The sequence below is a fragment of the Curtobacterium sp. NPDC087082 genome, from assembly GCF_044745045.1.
In the GTDB taxonomy this organism is placed as follows: Bacteria; Actinomycetota; Actinomycetes; order Actinomycetales; family Microbacteriaceae; genus Curtobacterium.
Map to the genome: position 1 here is coordinate 605,846 of NZ_JBIUZN010000002.1, position 15,745 is coordinate 621,590.

Here is a 15,745-nt window from a genome sequence, read left to right on the forward strand (position 1 = left end):
CGGAACACCATGGACAACGAACAGCAGCACCGCACCGCCGTCCTGACCGGGGCCGCATCGCCCCGGGGGATCGGCCGCGCCACCGCCCACCACCTCGCCGAGGCCGGGTGGGACATCGGCATCATCGACCTCGACCAGGACGCCAGCGCGGCGGTCGCCACCGAGATCCGCGAGCAGCACGGCGTCCGGGCCGTCGGGGTGGGCGCGAACGTCGCCGACGAGACCGCCGTCCGGGCCGCCTTCGACACGATCGAGGCCGAGCTCCACCCGATCGTCGCCCTGGTCAACCTCGCCGGGGTGTCCTCGGCGCACGCGTACCTCGACCTCCCGGAGGGGGAGTGGCACCGCGTGCTGTCGATCAACCTCGACGGCGTGCACTTCGCGAGCCTGCGGGCGGCGGAGTCGATGGTGCGGAACGGCTACGGCCGCATCGTGAACCTGTCGTCGGTCTCCGCCCAGCGCGGCGGCGGCACCTTCAGCAAGACCCCGTACACGGTCGCGAAGGCCGGCGTGATCGGTCTGACCCGCGGCCTCGCCCGCGAGCTCGGGCCGCAGGGCGTCACCGTCAACGCGATCGCCCCCGGGCCGATCGACACCGACATCATGGGCGGCACCCTGACCGAGGAGCGCAAGACCGCGATGGCCTCCGACGGCGTGCTGCCGCGGATCGGCACCCCGAGGGACATCGCCGCCGCGATCGCCTACCTCATCAGCGAGGACGCCGGGTTCGTCACGGGCCAGACGCTGAACGTCGACGGCGGCCTGTACATGCACTGACGGGTCCACCGTCCCCTCCCAACCCACCGCACCGTCCCCTCCCAACCACCGCACCGTGCTCGCAAAGGAGCGAACCCGTGTCACTTCCCCCTGCCCCCGCGCTCGGGTCCACGCACGACCCGGCGCTGAAGTCGGCGATCGGCAAGGCGACGAAGCACCTCATGCCGATGCTCGTCATCCTGTACTTCGTCGCGTTCCTCGACCGCACCAACGTCGGGTTCGCCGAGGAGGCGCTCAGCGTCGACCGCGGCATCTCCGACGCCGCCTTCGCGCTCGGCGCCGGCATCTTCTTCATCGGCTACGCGATCTTCGAGATCCCGTCCAACCTGCTGCTCAAGCGCCTGGGTGCACGCTTCTGGCTCGCCCGCATCGCGATCACGTGGGGCATCGTCGCCGCGCTGTTCTCGTTCACGACGAACGACACGATGTTCATCATCCTGCGGTTCATCCTCGGCGTGACCGAGGCCGGGCTCTTCCCCGGCGTGATCATGTACCTGTCCGAGTGGTTCCCGAACAAGGTCCGCGTGCGGATGTTCGCGATCTTCTACCTGGCGCAGCCGTTCTCGCAGATGATCGGCGCACCGCTGTCCGGCGGACTGATCAGCTTCGGCGACCAGGCCACCCCGTTCCACGGCTGGCAGGTCATGTTCGCGGGTGAGGGACTCCTCGCGGTCCTGGCCGGCATCGCGGCCCTGGTGTTCCTGACGAACAGTCCGCAGCAGGCGAAGTGGCTCGAGCCGGGGGAGAAGGACTCGCTCACGGCAGCGATGGCCCGCGAGGACACCGCCCGCAGCGAGGACGGCCCGACGGGCATCTGGAAGGCGTTGGCCAGCGGTCGCGTCTGGTACTTCACGATCATCTACTTCTGCCTGCAGGTCGCCGTGTACGGCACGACGTTCTACCTGCCGCAGCAGGTCTCGTCGCTGCTCGGCCAGGACGTCGGCTGGCAGGTCGGGCTGGTCGCGGCGATCCCGTGGCTCGTCGGGCTCGTCGCCTGCTACCTCGTCGGTTCGCGGGCGGACACCGTCGGGCGTCGTCGACGCTGGGGCACCTGGTTCTACATCACCACCGGCCTGTCGATCCTCGGGTCCGCCTGGGCCGGCGCGAACGGGCAGCCGATCCTCGGCATCCTGTTCATCACGCTGGCGGTCGCGAGCTTCCTCGCAGTGGGACCGATCACGTGGGCGTACCCGACGGCCTTCCTGACCGGGGCCGCAGCGGCCGCGGGCATCGGGCTCATCAACTCGCTCGGCAACCTCGGCGGGTTCGTGGCGCCGATCATGCGCACGGCGATCAACGACGTGGTGCCCACGGACAGCGGAGCGTTCGGCATCGTGTCGCTCGGGGTCCTGGCGTTCGTGGCCGCGGTGATGATCTTCTGCACGAAGTACTTCCGTGGTGCGAAGGCGGACGAGCTGCTCGACACCACGCACGTGCGCACCCAGGGGGATGAGCGATGACCCGGCTCTTCAACGACCCGGCTGACTTCGCCGATGAGTCGACCGACGGGTTCGTCGCCGCGAACGAGCGGTGGGTCCGGAAGGTCCACGGCGGGGTCGCCCGGTCGACCACGTCGCCGGACGGCACGGTCGCGCTCGTGATCGGCGGCGGGTCCGGGCACTACCCGGCGTTCGGCGGGCTCGTCGGGCACGGGCTCGCGGCCGGTGCGGCGATGGGGAACTTGTTCGCCAGCCCGAGCGCCCAGCAGGTCACGTCGGTCGCGAATGCATCCGAGCACGGCGGCGGGGTGCTGCTGAGCTACGGCAACTACGCCGGCGACGTCCTCAACTTCGACGCGGCCGCACGCGCGCTCGAGGCCTCCGGGATCAGCGTCCGCACGGTGCGGGTCACCGACGACGTGGTGAGCGCACCCGCCGACCGCGCGCACGAACGGCGCGGGATCGCGGGGGACCTCTGCGTGTTCAAGGTCGCCGGAGCCGCCGCCGAGCGTGGCGACGACCTCGACACCGTCACGACGATCGCCGAGCGGGCGAACGACCGCACCCGCAGCTTCGGCGTCGCGTTCTCCGGCTGCTCGCTGCCCGGCGCCGAGGAACCCCTGTTCACCGTCCCCGAGGGCCGCATGGCGATCGGCATGGGCATCCACGGCGAACGCGGCATCGACGAGACCGACGTCCCGACCGCCGACGGACTCGCCGCGCTGCTCGTCGACCGGTTGCTCGACGAACTGCCGGCCGGGGTCACCGCCGCCGGCTCCCGCGTCGTCCCGATCCTCAACGGGCTCGGGAGCGTGAAGTACGAGGAACTCTTCGTCGTCTACCGCTCGGTGCAGCGTCGGCTCGTCGACGCGGGCGTCGTCGTCGTCGAGCCCGAGGTCGGGGAGCTCGTCACGAGCTTCGACATGGCCGGCGTCTCACTGACGCTGTTCTGGCTCGACACGGAGCTCGAGGAGCTCTGGGCCGCCCCGGCCGACACCCCCGCGTACCGCAAGGGCGGTGCCGTCCCCGCGGAGCGCGTCGCACCCTCCGTGGTGGCGGCCGACGCGGCACCCGACGAGGTCGGCCCGGCCAGCGAGGACTCCCGGGCCGTCGCCGTCCAGGTCGCCGCCGGCTTCGCCGCGGTCCGCTCGGTCATCGACGAGCACGCCGACGAACTCGGCCGCATCGACGCGGTGGCCGGTGACGGGGACCACGGCATCGGCATGCAGCGGGGATCGCACGCCGCCGCCGAGGCTGCGTCCGACGCCGTCGAGCGTGGAGCCGGCGTGGGCAGCGTGCTGCGGATCGCCGGTGACGCCTGGTCCGACAAGGCCGGTGGCACGTCCGGTGCGATCTGGGGCGCGGCCCTGGAGGCACTGGGTCGCGTGCTCGGGGACGACTCGCGTCCGACGGGTGCGGACGTCGTCGAGGCCGTCGGTGCGGCGACCGAGGCGGTCCTCGCCTTCGGCGCGGTGCCCGGGGACAAGACGATGGTGGACGCGCTCGTCCCGTTCCGCGAGGCCCTCCGTTCGCGGGTCGACGACGGTGCGGCGCTCCCCGATGCCTGGCGTGCGGCGGTGTCCGCCGCGCAGGACGCTGCGCAGGGTACCGCCGAGCTGCTGCCGAGGAAGGGCCGGGCACGGACCCACGCCGAGCACGCCGTCGGCACGGTCGACCCGGGAGCGGTGTCCTTCGCGCTGATCGTGGAGGCCGTCGCGCCGTGATCACCATCGGCGTGTCGCTCAAGACGTACTTCTCGCACGCCCGGACCCTGTCGTGGGCCGCCGAGGTCGCGGACGTCGCCCGGCGGCACCCCGCGATGACGTCCGGTGCCGCGTCGCTCTTCGTGGTGCCGACGTTCCCGGCGCTCGTCCCCGTCCGCCGCATCCTGACCGACGCCGGTGCTCCCGTGCTGCTCGGCGCCCAGGACCTGTCGTGGGCCGACGCGGGGGCGTACACCGGCGAGGTCACCGGTGCGGAGCTGCGCGAGATCGGCGTCGACCTCGTCGAGATCGGCCACGCTGAACGGCGCTCCCTGTTCCACGAGACGGACGACGAGGTCGCGGGGAAGGTGCACGCCGCCTTCCGCAACCACCTGCGGCCGCTGGTCTGCGTCGGGGAGACGAGCCGCGCCTCCCGAGCGGAGACCGTCGCCGAGGTGACCGCGCAGCTCGACCGGGCCGTCTCGACGGCGGTCGCGGACGGACTGGCGGGGCCGCTCGTCGTGGCGTACGAGCCGGTGTGGGCCATCGGCGCCCCGGCACCGGCGCCCGACGAGCACGTCGTGGGGGTGCTCGCGGGGATCGAGGAGCACCTGGCCACGCGGCCGGAACTCGCCGGGTCGGTCGTGATCTACGGCGGCAGTGCCGGGCCGGGGCTGCTCACCCGCGGGCAGGGGCGGATCGGCGGTCTGTTCCTGGGGCGGTTCGCGCACGACCCGGCGGCGATCGCCGCGATCCTCGACGAGGTGGCGGCGCTCGACGTCAGCTGATCTGGTCCTGGACGGGTCGCGGTGCACGCCCGAGCAGCTGGCCGAGCAGCGGGTCGGTCCCGGCGAAGCGGCCCTGTCCCGCTGCCCGGTACATGCCGAGCAGGAAGCCGGCCATGTGTGGGTCCTGGCCGGCGGCGGTCGACCGGGCCAGCCACTCGTCCTCGCCCAGTACCTCGAACCCGATCGTGCGGCCGGAGCGCTCGGACGCGAACTCCGCGAGCTCGCCGAACGTCGGTGCCGTCGGCGCGGTGAGCGTGACGTGGCCGTCGTACGGCTCGTCGGCGAGCAGGATGCGGGCGGCTGCTTCGGCGGCGTCCTCGCGAGCGGTCCACGACACCGGACCGTCGACGGGGACCGAGACCGTGCCCGTCGACTGCCACGGTCCCATCAACCAGGCCGTGCTGTGCGCGTAGAAGCCGTTGCGCAGGCTCGTCCACGGCACCCCGGAGGCGCGGAGCAGGTCCTCGGTCGCGGCGTGGCCGTCGGCCGGGGCGAAGGGCGAGCCGTGGGCTGCGCCCTGGTGGCTCGTGTACAGGATCCGTCCCACCCCGGCGTGCACGGCGGCGTCGATGGCCGCGCGGTGCAGCGCGACGGCGTCGGCGCCCGGGTCGTTCGAGGAGACGAGCAGCAGCTGGTCTGCACCCGAGAAGGCCGCGGGGAGCGAGTCGGGCTCGGCGTAGTCGCCCCGGCGGACCGCGACCCCGCGATCGGTGAAGCGCTGCGCCCGGCTCGGGTCGCGGGTCACCACGGCGAGTGCCGACGGGTCGAGGTGCTCGAGGAGGTGGTCCGCGGTGGCGCCGTTGAGTGCGCCGGTGGCGCCGGTGATGACGATCATGGTTGCTCCGTACCGTTGGTAACCGATTGGTGTGATCGAAGGTAACACACTGCTATCGCTGTTTTGTTATCGTTGTTCCGTGATCGAGCAGGCAACGCAGCGAGACGAGACGCGGGCACGGATCGTCGAGGTCGCCGGTGCGATGCTCCGTGAGCGGGGGGCCGCGGCGGTGACCACGCGCGCCGTCGCCGAGGGTGCCGGGGTGCAGGCACCGACGATCTACCGACTGTTCGGCGACAAGGACGGCCTGCTCGAGGCCGTCGCGGAACACGCGATGTCCACCTTCGCCGCGGTCAAGGCCGAGGCGGTCCGGGCTGCACGGGACGAGCGCACCGATCCCGTCGATGACCTCCGGCACGGGTGGTCGATGACGATCGGCTTCGGTCTCGCGAACCCCGACCTCTTCGTGCTGCTCAGCGACCCCGAGCGAGGACGTCGCTCGGCGGCGGCACGCGCCGGGACCGCACTGCTCGCCGAGCGCATCCGGCGCGTCGCCGAAGCCGGACGGCTCGCCGTCCCGGAACGTCTGGCGGTCGACCTCGTGCACGCGGCCGGGACGGGGGCGGTGCTGGCGATGCTGTCGACACCGGCGGACGAGCGCGATCCGAGCCTGGCGGACGAGGCGTTCGCGGCGGTGTCGGGGAGGATCCTCGTGGCGGGCCCGCCGGAGCCGTCGGGTTCGCCGACTGCGGACGCTGTGACGACTGCCGCGATCACGCTGCGGGCGGTCGCGTCGGACCTCGACGTGCTGTCGGTCGCCGAGCGCGCAGTGCTCGCCGAGTGGCTCGACCGGGTGGCCGGCCAGCGCTAGTTCGACGCCCGGCGCGTCAAGCGTCGCGAGCGCCCGCCAGCCCGTGGTCGTGCGCGTAGACCACGAGCTGTACCCGGTCCCGCAGCGCGAGCTTCCCGAGGATGCTCGAGATCTGCGTCTTCACCGTGGACTCCGTGACGAACTCCTTCGCCGCGATCTCCGCGTTCGACAACCCGCGCGAGGCCCAGCCGAACACGATGCGCTCCCGGTCCGTCAGCGACTGGAACGCCTCGGGCTGCGGAGCCGGCGCGTGCTCGACGTCGGCGCCGAACAGCTGGGAGAGGTCGTTCGGCGCGATCACCGAGCTCCCCTCGTGCACCGCCCGGACGGCCGCGAACAGGAACGGCGGCGTGGTGTCCTTCAGCAGGAACCCGCTCGCGCCGAGGCGGATCGCGGTGGCGGCAGCGGGGTCGAGGCCGAACGTCGTCAGCACGACCACGCGGGGGAGCGGCCCCTCGACCGCACCGGAGAACAGCTGCCGGACGGTCTCGACCCCGTCCATGCCGGACATCCGCATGTCGAGGAGCATCACGTCCGGTCGCAGCTCGGGGATGCGCGCCAGGGCCTCGGCGCCGTCGGACGCCTCGCCGACGACGACCATGTCGTCCTGGGCGTCGAGCACGACGCGGAGGCCGGCTCGGAACAGTGCCTGGTCGTCGGTGAGCAGGATGCGGATCGGATCGGTCATCGGTTGGTCCCCCCAAGGACGTCGAACGGGATGCGGGCACGTGCGGCGAACACGTCGTCGAGGACGGCGGCGTCGAAGGACCCGCCGAGTGCGGTGAGCCGGGACTGCATGCCGGCGAGGCCACGGCCGGACCCGCGGGTGCTCACCGGCGGGACGGCGACCGGGCCGGTCCCGACGGCGATCGGGCCGGTCCCGACGGTGCCGGCGCCGGGCGCGGCCGTCCCGACGGTGCCGGCGGTCGGGACGAGGTTCTCGACCTCGAGCACCAGGTCGGCCGACCGCCACGTCTCCCGCACCGTGACCGGCATCCCGGGGGCACCGTGTCGGAGCGCGTTCGTGAGCATCTCCTGCAGCACCCGGCGGGCGGCGGTCCCGCTCTCCGGTCCGAGCACCACCGGGACCCCGCGGACGGCCTGGTCGACGTCGACCCCGGCCTCGCGGATGCCCTGCACGATCTCCTCGAGCGACCCCGGGTCGGTCGAGGCGCCGGAGCCGTCGATGTGCCCGAGCACCTGCCGGACCTCGACGAGGGAGCTCCGGGCAGTGCTCGCGATCGTGGCGCTCACCTCGCGGATGCGGGCCTCGTCGGCGAGGAACGGCACCGAGTCGGCCTGCGCGATGATCACGGCGAGGGAGTGGCCGACCACGTCGTGCACGTCGCGGGCGATGTCCGCACGGATCCGCTCGGACTCGGCGACGTCGATGGCCCGGGTGGCGGTGGCCTCGGCCTCGGTGGCGACGGCCTCAGCTCGGGACGCCGCGGCCTCGGCGTCCGCCCGGCGTTCGGACTCGCGGTCCCGCGAACGGAAGGCCCGGACGGCGACCCCGCCCGCCCAGACTCCGAGGAGCGCCGTCACCGGTGCGGCCATCGCCAGGAACGCCTGGTCGCGCGGGCCGTTGATGAGGACGAGGAACCGGAAGCCGGTGAGTGCGAGGTAGAGCGTCGCGCTGATGCCGGCCACGAACGCCAGCAGGCCCGACACGATGACCTCGGTGCGGCTGCCGACGACCGCCGCGGTGCCGATGACCACGAAGATGGCGACGTCCACGAGCGACGGCCGTTCACCGCCGCCGACCTGGACGATGCCGAGGACGACGACCATGAGCATCGCCGCGGACGGCGAGACCCGTCGGAGCGCGATCGCCCCGGCCGCGGCGAGGACCGCGAAGAAGCTCGCGTGTTCGAGCTCGAGGTCGATCGGGAGCAGGAAGACGAACGCCGCGAAGACCGCCCAGGCCACGTCGATGATGATCGAGCGGGTGGCGAGCGGCCGGATGAACGTGCGCCGTTCCGTCACGGCACGATCATCGCACGGGGGCGTCGTCCGCCGGTCACGGGACGGGCGACATCGCGATGAGGGCGGTGGCCGTGACCGTGACGATCGCGGCGCAGACCAGCAGGGTGGCGATCGTGTGCTTCGTCGAGGACTCCATGCTCCGAGCCTCGCCGAGCGGGGCGCGCAGGGCATCGGGCGCACGGGTGAACGCGTTCATCCGCACGGATGAAGGCGTCTGGTCCGTCGCGACGCGACCGGGTGGCGGCCTGGAGGCGCGGGTCGGGCCCGCACCGCGCCTCCTGGCCCGCAGGTGGCACCGATCTGCCGGACCCGCCCGTCGGTCAGATGGTGATCTGGCCCAGCACGCGGTGGGCGATCGAGATCGACTCACCGGACACCACCGACAGCGGCGACGCGAGGAACGCGACGAGGTCCGCGATCTGCTGCGGGCTCGAGTCGCCGGGGCCGCCGGGGCGGACCTCGGTGCTGGGGGTGTCCGTCACCAGCCCCGGATTGACGACGTTCACCGTGACGCCGGAGCCGGCGGCCTCGTCGGCGAGGTTCTTCGCGATGACGCTCACCGCGGTGTTGCGGAGCGACGCGGTGATGTTGCCCGACAGGTAGGCGTTCTGTCCGCTGATCACGACGACGCGTCCGAACCCGGCCTCGCGCTGGGCCGGCAGCACCGCGTTGGCGACGCGGAGGAATCCGAGTGCCTTGCCGTCGATCGCGGTGAGGACCTGCTCGGGGTCGGACTTCTTCGCCGGGTCGAGGGTGCCGGCGCTCGGGGCCGCGGTCACGACGAGCGCGTCGATGCGGCCGTGCTGCTCGAGCACCCGCGCGACTCCGGCGTCGACGGAGGCCTGGTCGGCGGTGTCGATCGCGACGCTGTCGGGGGAGTCGCCGGCGCTCCGGGAGGCCACGACGACGGTCGCCCCCTCGGCCCGGAGTCGATCGGCGACGGCGGCGCCGATGTACCCCTTCCCTCCGACGACGAGCGCGACACGGTTCTGCAGTTCGAGGTCCACGCCGTCACGCTACGCCCGGAACGCCTCGGGCTCGGCACACGTCGTGCACCGAGCCCGAGGCGTCGTCGGTTCGATCAGCTGCGGCGCCCGCTCCCGCCGACCGTCAGGAGGGCGCCGGTGTCGGTCTCGTCCGCACGCGGCGGCTCGAACAGGCCCGAGTACGCCCGGACGGCGCTCCAGCCCGCGATGAGCAGGACGGTGCCGGCGACGGCGGCGACCCACGGCACCACGGCCCACCGGTCCCAGAGCGACGGGACGGCCAGCCACGTCAGGAAGTTCCCCGCGAGGCCGCCCGTCGCCCCGAGCAGGACCGCGGTCCGTCGGTCGAGACTGGACAGCGCGAGCGCGACCGTCACGGCGGCGATCGCGACCAGGGCGTTGACGAGGTCGAACACGGCTGCCGCTCCTACTCCCCGCTGCCGACGGCGAGCTGCTCGCGTCCGCCACCCGTCGTGACGGCGATCTTGCGCGGCTTCGCCGACTCCTTCACGGGGATCGTGACGCTCAGGACGCCGTTGTCGTAGCCCGCCGTGATGCGCTCGGCGTCGAGGCCGTCGCCGAGCGTCAGCTGACGGACGTACGTGCCCGGCTGGCGCTCTCGGGTGAGCCACTGGGAGCCCTCGGGAGCGCCGAGGGTGCGCTCGGCGCGGATGGTCAGGACCGAGCCGTCCACGTCGATGTCGACGGAACCCGGGTCGATGCCGGGCAGGTCGACGTCGAGGACGTAGTGGTCACCTGTGCGGTAGAGGTCCATCGGCATCGAGCGGGGGCCGGCGGTGCCGAGGAGGGAGCCGGCGAGACGGTCCAGCTCGCGGAACGGATCGAAGTTCATCGTCATCGGTGTCAACTCCTTCGTGTCTGGTTGAGTCCCCTCGACTCAACTGCGAGATGTTTTAGCACTCAAGCCTGGCGAGTGCCAAAAGAACGCTCGGAATCCGCTCGGAGTCGGGGATCCCCGGCGACGGTGAATGACAGTGATGTAGTTCGGCTGGGCTGACTGTTCAGTGCGTGAACCGTACAGAACACGAATTGTTCGTTTTGCTGATCGTTCACGTTGTGAAAGACTTCGGGCGTCCGATGGGGACAGCAACGACGACGAGGGGCGGTATCGCAATGCACAGCACGTACACCGGGATGCCGCGACAGGCACGGCTCGGCGGCACCCACACGCGCGTCGGTCTGACCGACCCCGCGATCATCGACGCCTACGTCGAGCGCCGCATCCAGGACCCGTCGCTCCTGTCCGGTCGCTCCGAACCGTCCTACGCCGACTTCTTCTCGGTCCCGGCGGCCTAGGCCCCGCACCCCCGATTCGCACCAGGCAGAGAGCACACCCGACCAGATGCCGTTGACCGTCGTCCGCCGTGAGCACATGCACCTCTACGCCCGGGAACCCCGGTCGCGTGCCGCGAAGGGCGCCGTGGACGCGCTCCTCCGCCTGCAGCACGCCGAGGAACAGCAGCTCGAACAGGCGCGGTCGGAGAGCGGTCTCACCAAGAACGAGTTCCTCGCCGTCCGGTACATGCTCCAGGCGCACCGGGACGGCCGGGCGATGGGGCCCAAGGACCTCGCCGTCATGCTCAACGTCTCGAACGCGTCGGTGACGAAGATCGTCGACGGGCTCGTCGAGAAGGGCGACCTCGTCCGCGCGCCGCACCCCAGCGACCGTCGGGCACAGGTGCTCGAGCCCACGGTGCAGGCGGCGAAGAAGATCGACGCGTCCTACGCACGCTTCCACGAAGCCGTGGTCGAGGTGATGGACCACCTGTCCTCCGAGGAGAACGACGTCCTCGCCCGCTGCCTCGTCCAGATCACCGAGGCCCTCGTCGGTGGCGCGCCCGCTCCCGTCGACGAGTACACGGTCGACCCGGACGGCGACGCGGAGCTGTACGACTCCTGAAGCGGGCGGTCCGTGACGGCGCCGAGCCGCGCCTCCCGGAAAAAACCTTCCAGCGGTAAGTTGGGCGCATGACGCACCCTGCCGACGACGACGCGGCCCTGCCGCGACGCGGCTACCGCAAGGGTGCCGAACGACGGACGCAGATCCTCGACGAGACGATCCGCATGGTCGCCGAGCAGGGTGTCGACGCGTCCTCGCTGCGATCCGTCGCCGACGCCCTCGGGATCACCCACGCGGCGCTGCGGCACTACTTCCCGAGCCGCGACGAACTGCTGCTCGCGGTCTACCGCGAGCACGAGGTCCGCGAGCAGGGGGCACCGGACCGGATGAAGTCCGCGATCGGGGACATGCGGGAGAGCGCCTCGCGGAATCGCGCGGTCCCGGGGCTGGTGCAGCTGTACACGACCCTGGCGGCCGATGCCGTGCAGGAGGGGCACCCCGCCACGCGGGAGTTCATGCGGGAACGGTTCACCCGGCTGCGGGCGGACCTGGCGGAGTTGATCGAGGCGGACCAGGCGTCCGGGCGGATCCGGGCGGACCTGGACCCCGTCGACCTGGCGTCCCTGAGCATCGCGGCGTCGGACGGACTGCAGGTGCAGTGGCTGCTCGACCCCGACGCGGTCGACGGCGAGCGGGTGCTGCGGTTGCTCGAGCAGATCGTGCCGCCGGCGGGCTGACCGGACCAGCCGGTCCTGCCACACTCGTGTCAGCGGGGCCGTGGGTCCCGCTGACGACCGGATCGGAGCAGGACCATGCACGCCGTACTCGAGTACACCTACGTCGACGACTACCTCGAGCGCCGAGACGCGTTCCGCCAGCAGCACCTCCGGGCGGCCTGGGCTGCGGCGGAGCGCGGCGAGCTGCTCCTCGGCGGTGCGGTCGGCGAGGGAAGCGGACCGTTCACCGCGCTGATCGTCTTCGTCGGCGACGACGCGCTCGGGCGTGCGCGGGCGTTCGCGGCGACGGACCCGTACGTGACCGGGGGACTCGTGACGTCGTGGACCGCGCGACCGTGGACGACCGTGGTGGGCGATCTCGCAGCGGGACCGGTCCGCCCCGACTGAGGCTCTCGGGAACCGGCGACGGCATCGGGTCAGCCGTAGCCCTCGTCGGTCAGGCGCCAGCCGGCCGGCGTGTGGAGGAAGCAGAACTGCCACCCGGGGAGGTCGCCGGGTTCGGCGCCCGTCATGTTCGTCTCGGTGACGTCGACCGGGATGCACTCCTCCGCGGACCGGCCCGTCTCCTTCGCGCTCAGTCGCGAGACCGCCCCGATGTGCCGGTAGCCGAGCAGGTCGGGGTGGTCGTCGAACCACGAGGACGGGGACCGTCCGCCGCACCAGGCCGTGTCCGAGCCGCCGCTTTCGTCGGTGAGGGCCTCGGTGACAGCACAGTCGTGTGCCTTCGCGGCCCGGAGGTAGACGCGGAGGACCTGTTCGGAGGACGCGCTCGCGGGCGGGAGCCGCACCGCCAAGGTCTGCGCGTGCGTCACCGACACCACGGTCACCGTGCCGGCCGCCACGAGCACGGCGGCGACCACCCCTCGGAGCACGAGTCGACGTCTCCCCACGCGCTCATCCTGGCAGGGGGTGGACCCGGCGATCGCGCGGTGCAGCTGCGAGTCGGTGAGGGGGCGTTCAGTTGCGCGGGAGCCCTGCGACGTACGCGCCGAGCACCGCTCGGTCGTCCACGGGCGCGACCCCCGCGACGCGGTAGAGCAGCAGTGCATCGACGAGTCCGACGAGGTCGACCGCGGATCGCCGGGGGTGGTCGACGCCGATGCGGTCGAGCAGGTCCTCCGCCGTGGCGAGCAGCGCGGCGCGCACCGGGTCCGCGCCGGTGAGGGGTGCGCGGAGCGCTTCGTCGTCCCGGAGCTCCAGGAGGAGGGCCAGGCGAGCGGCTTGCGCCTCCGCCCGCTCTGCGAGGCCCTGGAGGAACGTGGCGGCGACCTCGACGACCGTCGCGTCGTCGAGTGGCTCGGGGAGACGCAACGCGCGCAGCTCCGTCGACAGCTGCTCCGTGATGCGCGCGACGACGAGCGCGGTCAGTTCGCGCCGCGTCGACGCGTAGTACGACGTCGATCCGGCAGGCACTCCGGCCTCGGTGTCGACAGCCCGGTGCGTCAGGGCTCGGACCCCACCGCGAGCGGTGAGCCGTACTCCCGCGTCCGCCAGGTCCTCGCGTCGCCCCATGCTCTTCCCCTCTCGCCTCTACCATCGTAGTGTTCTCTACGGATGTAGAGCCGAAGGGGGCACGATGCGGGTTGCAGTGGTCGGGGGCGGGATCTCCGGAGTCGCGATCGAGGCAGCGCTGGGGGCGCACGGCTGCTCGGTCACGAGGTTGTCCCGGTCGTCGGGGTTCGACGTGCTCGCGGACGACGCGGTCGATCGGCTGGCGTCGGTCCGGCCGGAGGTCATCGTCGAGGCGACCGGGCGGTTCACGACGAGTCGGCGGCGTGCGACGGACTTCTTCACGCGCTCGACGGCGGTGGTCGGTGCGGCGGCCGAACGGTCCGGGGCGCGACACGTGCTGCTGTCCATCGTCAACTGCACCAGGTCCGAGGTGCAGGGCTACGGGTACTTCGCCGGCAAGACCGCACAGGAGCAGGCAGCGGGAGCGGCGGGCCGGGGCGCCACGATCGTCCGTTCGGCCCAGTGGTTCGAGTTCGCCGCGCAGAACCTCGAGCGGTTGCGCGTCGGGCCGATCGCGTTCGTGCCGCGGATGACCATCGCTCCGGTGTCGCTCGCAGCGGTGGCGACGGTGGTGGCCGAGGTCGCGACGGGCCAGCGGACCGCGCCGGTCGTGGAGGTCGCCGGGCCCGAGACGACGTCGCTGTGGGCGATGACGACGGCGCTGCCGCATCCCGGCGTGGTGCCCGTCCCGATGCCGATCCCGGGCCGCACGGGCCGGGCGTTCCGTGACGGTGCACTCCTGCCCGCGGACGACGTCGAGGTGGTCGGCCCGACGTTCGATGAGTGGCTCGCAGCTCGCGACCGGTAGCGCTCGCCCGACCGAACGGTCCGGTCCGGTCGTCATCTCCAGGCGGGGCGTTGCCCCGTTCCTCTGCGTGTCACGCGAACGGGGAGCAGAAGGTGAGCTTGTTTCTGCCCTAGCGTAGGCGGGGGTGCGATCGATGTGCCTGTATCTGTCGCGGCGCATGGGGCGTCCGGAGGGGGACGAACATGCGCACGACCCGTGGACACCGCTCTGCCGTGATCACGGCGGCCACTGCCGTCCTCGCGGTCATCGGTGCGCTCCTACCGAGCGGTGTGCAGGCCGCTCCGTCGCCCGGCAACGACGCGCTGCGTGGTGTGCGGTACGCAGCGTACGGTCACTCGTTCGGACAGGTCCAACTCGGTTCCGATTCGGTGCCGAGCCGGATGTACCCGTCCATGGTCCGCACGAGCCTCGGCGCGGATCCGACGCTCTGGTCGAACGAGACCATCAGCGGGGCCTCCACGGCACAGATCCTCGACCGCGCGCGCTCGACGTGGAACCGCGGCGACTACGGGGTCGTCTCGTACCTCGGGAACCAGAACGACGTCGGCCGCCACGTGCCCGAGGCCACGTTCAAGGCGAACGTCCGGGGCTTCATCGACTGGGTGCGGGGAACCGGGCCGTTCCCACCCACGATCGTCATCGTGCTCGACACCCCGTCGACGACGAAGGGCTACGCGTGGTACTCGTCACCCCCGACCGACGCTGACGTCGTCCGGTACAACCGCTACCTCCGCAGCGTCGTCGCGGCCTACCCGAAGGACGGATCGGTCATCATCGCCGATGCCTTCACCGGGTGGAACAAGGCGACGATGATCGGGCCCGACGGGCAGCACCCGAACGACGTCGGGCAGGCGCACATCACGGAGACGATCACCTCAGCACTGAGCGGGGTGCGGCTCCGTGAGGGGCAGAACGTCCTGACGCCGGCGCCGGCGGTTCGCTACGACTCGTTCAACCGGCCCGACATGATCACCGGACTCGGCAAGGACCTGCACGGCCGGTCCTACTCCACGGTCGGCGGAGTGAAGTACGGCATCTCTGGTGGCCGTGCCTACCGAGCCAGCAGCGGGGCCGTTCGTGAATCCGCGGCTACCGTCGACACGAAGAAGGCTGCGGTCGACATCAGCCTCACCATGACGGCGATCTCCTCGAAGGGTGCGGGGCCGGTGTGGCGACTGAGCAGCGCCAAGGACTACTTCGTGCTCGACGTCCACGGGTCGGGCAAGGGCAACGCGAAGGTCTACAAGCGGGTCAACGGGCGGTTCATCCAGATCGGTAAGGCACTGAGCCGCGAGGTCAAGCCCGGCTCGACCGTGCGGGTCAGGGCCGACGGCGCGAAGATCAAGGTCTACGTCGACGGTCCCGCCGTGTACTCCAGCGCGGACAGCTTCAACGGGTCCGCCACGAGGAGCGGTGTCCGGATCACCGACACTCGAGCTCGGCTCGACGACCTCGTGATCCGGTAGGGCCGGAGCCCTATCGGTTCGGACGCGGAACTTTCT

At 71.8% G+C, this 15,745-nt stretch carries 20 protein-coding genes; 11 read left to right on the forward strand and 9 right to left on the reverse strand.

The features are described 5' to 3' along the window. Nucleotides 1-9: 9 nt before the first annotated feature. From ACIPEP_RS08305 to ACIPEP_RS08320, 4 genes are all read left to right on the forward strand, one after another. Nucleotides 10-777: an SDR family NAD(P)-dependent oxidoreductase gene (locus tag ACIPEP_RS08305; protein WP_402716980.1), complete on the forward strand. Its 768-nt coding sequence runs from the start codon at nt 10-12 to the stop codon at nt 775-777. A 77-nt stretch (nt 778-854) separates the two neighbouring features. After that, nucleotides 855-2,237, forward strand: a complete 1,383-nt coding sequence (locus ACIPEP_RS08310) for an MFS transporter (protein WP_071294269.1) — start codon at nt 855-857, stop codon at nt 2,235-2,237. Next, a complete protein-coding gene (locus tag ACIPEP_RS08315; RefSeq protein WP_402716981.1) occupies nt 2,234-3,940 on the forward strand; it encodes a dihydroxyacetone kinase family protein in 1,707 nt (568 codons plus the stop codon). Before ACIPEP_RS08310 ends, ACIPEP_RS08315 begins: the two co-directional genes overlap by 4 nt. Then, nucleotides 3,937-4,707 (forward strand): triose-phosphate isomerase family protein, encoded by a 771-nt coding sequence (locus tag ACIPEP_RS08320; RefSeq protein WP_402716982.1) that lies wholly within the window; start codon nt 3,937-3,939, stop codon nt 4,705-4,707. The genes ACIPEP_RS08315 and ACIPEP_RS08320 overlap by 4 nt, the downstream gene beginning before the upstream one ends. On the opposite strand, the gene ACIPEP_RS08325 is transcribed toward ACIPEP_RS08320, so the two are convergent. Then, nucleotides 4,700-5,542, reverse strand: coding sequence for an NmrA family NAD(P)-binding protein (locus ACIPEP_RS08325; RefSeq protein WP_402716983.1), 843 nt, complete (start codon nt 5,540-5,542; stop codon nt 4,700-4,702). The two genes, ACIPEP_RS08320 and ACIPEP_RS08325, sit on opposite strands and share 8 nt — an antisense overlap. A 79-nt stretch (nt 5,543-5,621) precedes the next feature. Here ACIPEP_RS08325 and ACIPEP_RS08330 point away from each other — a divergent pair, with 79 nt between their 5' ends. Continuing rightward, entirely contained in the window at nt 5,622-6,353 is a 732-nt protein-coding gene (locus tag ACIPEP_RS08330) for a TetR/AcrR family transcriptional regulator (protein ID WP_402716984.1), read from the forward strand. A gap of 16 nt (nt 6,354-6,369) precedes the next feature. Here the strand turns inward: ACIPEP_RS08330 and ACIPEP_RS08335 are convergent, their stop codons facing one another. The 6 genes from ACIPEP_RS08335 to ACIPEP_RS08360 form a co-directional block, all read right to left on the reverse strand. Then, nucleotides 6,370-7,041 carry a response regulator transcription factor gene (locus tag ACIPEP_RS08335; protein ID WP_071302248.1) on the reverse strand — a complete coding sequence of 224 codons (672 nt, stop codon included), beginning with the start codon at nt 7,039-7,041 and terminating at the stop codon, nt 6,370-6,372. Continuing rightward, nucleotides 7,038-8,339 carry a sensor histidine kinase gene (locus ACIPEP_RS08340; protein WP_402716985.1) on the reverse strand — a complete coding sequence of 434 codons (1,302 nt, stop codon included), beginning with the start codon at nt 8,337-8,339 and terminating at the stop codon, nt 7,038-7,040. The genes ACIPEP_RS08335 and ACIPEP_RS08340 overlap by 4 nt, the downstream gene beginning before the upstream one ends. A 34-nt stretch (nt 8,340-8,373) precedes the next feature. Then, a complete protein-coding gene (locus tag ACIPEP_RS08345) occupies nt 8,374-8,535 on the reverse strand; it encodes a hypothetical protein (protein WP_175475656.1) in 162 nt (53 codons plus the stop codon). 124 nt (nt 8,536-8,659) lie between these two features. Beyond that, nucleotides 8,660-9,346 carry an SDR family NAD(P)-dependent oxidoreductase gene (locus ACIPEP_RS08350; protein WP_071302247.1) on the reverse strand — a complete coding sequence of 229 codons (687 nt, stop codon included), beginning with the start codon at nt 9,344-9,346 and terminating at the stop codon, nt 8,660-8,662. 74 nt (nt 9,347-9,420) lie between these two features. Next, complete coding sequence (locus ACIPEP_RS08355) at nt 9,421-9,741, reverse strand: hypothetical protein (protein ID WP_071302246.1); 321 nt, start codon at nt 9,739-9,741, stop codon at nt 9,421-9,423. An 11-nt stretch (nt 9,742-9,752) separates the two neighbouring features. After that, nucleotides 9,753-10,184, reverse strand: coding sequence for an Hsp20/alpha crystallin family protein (locus ACIPEP_RS08360; protein ID WP_071294275.1), 432 nt, complete (start codon nt 10,182-10,184; stop codon nt 9,753-9,755). Between the two features lie 275 nt (nt 10,185-10,459). Between ACIPEP_RS08360 and ACIPEP_RS08365 the strand changes: the two genes are divergently transcribed. The 4 genes from ACIPEP_RS08365 to ACIPEP_RS08380 all read left to right on the forward strand — a co-directional run bounded on the left by ACIPEP_RS08365 (nt 10,460) and on the right by ACIPEP_RS08380 (nt 12,310). Then, on the forward strand, nt 10,460-10,642 hold the full coding sequence (locus ACIPEP_RS08365; protein ID WP_070417401.1) for a hypothetical protein: 183 nt from the start codon (nt 10,460-10,462) through the stop codon (nt 10,640-10,642). A gap of 46 nt (nt 10,643-10,688) precedes the next feature. After that, nucleotides 10,689-11,246 (forward strand): MarR family winged helix-turn-helix transcriptional regulator, encoded by a 558-nt coding sequence (locus ACIPEP_RS08370; protein WP_402716986.1) that lies wholly within the window; start codon nt 10,689-10,691, stop codon nt 11,244-11,246. 68 nt (nt 11,247-11,314) lie between these two features. Continuing rightward, a complete protein-coding gene (locus tag ACIPEP_RS08375) occupies nt 11,315-11,923 on the forward strand; it encodes a TetR/AcrR family transcriptional regulator (protein ID WP_071294276.1) in 609 nt (202 codons plus the stop codon). Between the two features lie 75 nt (nt 11,924-11,998). Beyond that, a complete protein-coding gene (locus ACIPEP_RS08380) occupies nt 11,999-12,310 on the forward strand; it encodes a YciI-like protein (RefSeq protein WP_336696796.1) in 312 nt (103 codons plus the stop codon). Between the two features lie 29 nt (nt 12,311-12,339). Here the strand turns inward: ACIPEP_RS08380 and ACIPEP_RS08385 are convergent, their stop codons facing one another. Both ACIPEP_RS08385 and ACIPEP_RS08390 read right to left on the reverse strand, forming a co-directional pair. Next, complete coding sequence (locus ACIPEP_RS08385) at nt 12,340-12,813, reverse strand: hypothetical protein (protein WP_402716987.1); 474 nt, start codon at nt 12,811-12,813, stop codon at nt 12,340-12,342. A gap of 67 nt (nt 12,814-12,880) precedes the next feature. Then, the gene (locus ACIPEP_RS08390) at nt 12,881-13,435 is read right to left on the reverse strand and encodes a TetR/AcrR family transcriptional regulator (RefSeq protein WP_402716988.1); all 555 of its coding nucleotides are present in this window, start codon (nt 13,433-13,435) and stop codon (nt 12,881-12,883) included. A gap of 64 nt (nt 13,436-13,499) precedes the next feature. On the opposite strand from ACIPEP_RS08390, the gene ACIPEP_RS08395 reads away from it, so the two are divergent. Continuing rightward, entirely contained in the window at nt 13,500-14,243 is a 744-nt protein-coding gene (locus ACIPEP_RS08395) for a hypothetical protein (protein ID WP_402716989.1), read from the forward strand. 182 nt (nt 14,244-14,425) lie between these two features. Further along, nucleotides 14,426-15,709: an SGNH/GDSL hydrolase family protein gene (locus tag ACIPEP_RS08400; protein ID WP_402716990.1), complete on the forward strand. Its 1,284-nt coding sequence runs from the start codon at nt 14,426-14,428 to the stop codon at nt 15,707-15,709. Nucleotides 15,710-15,745: the final 36 nt, after the last annotated feature.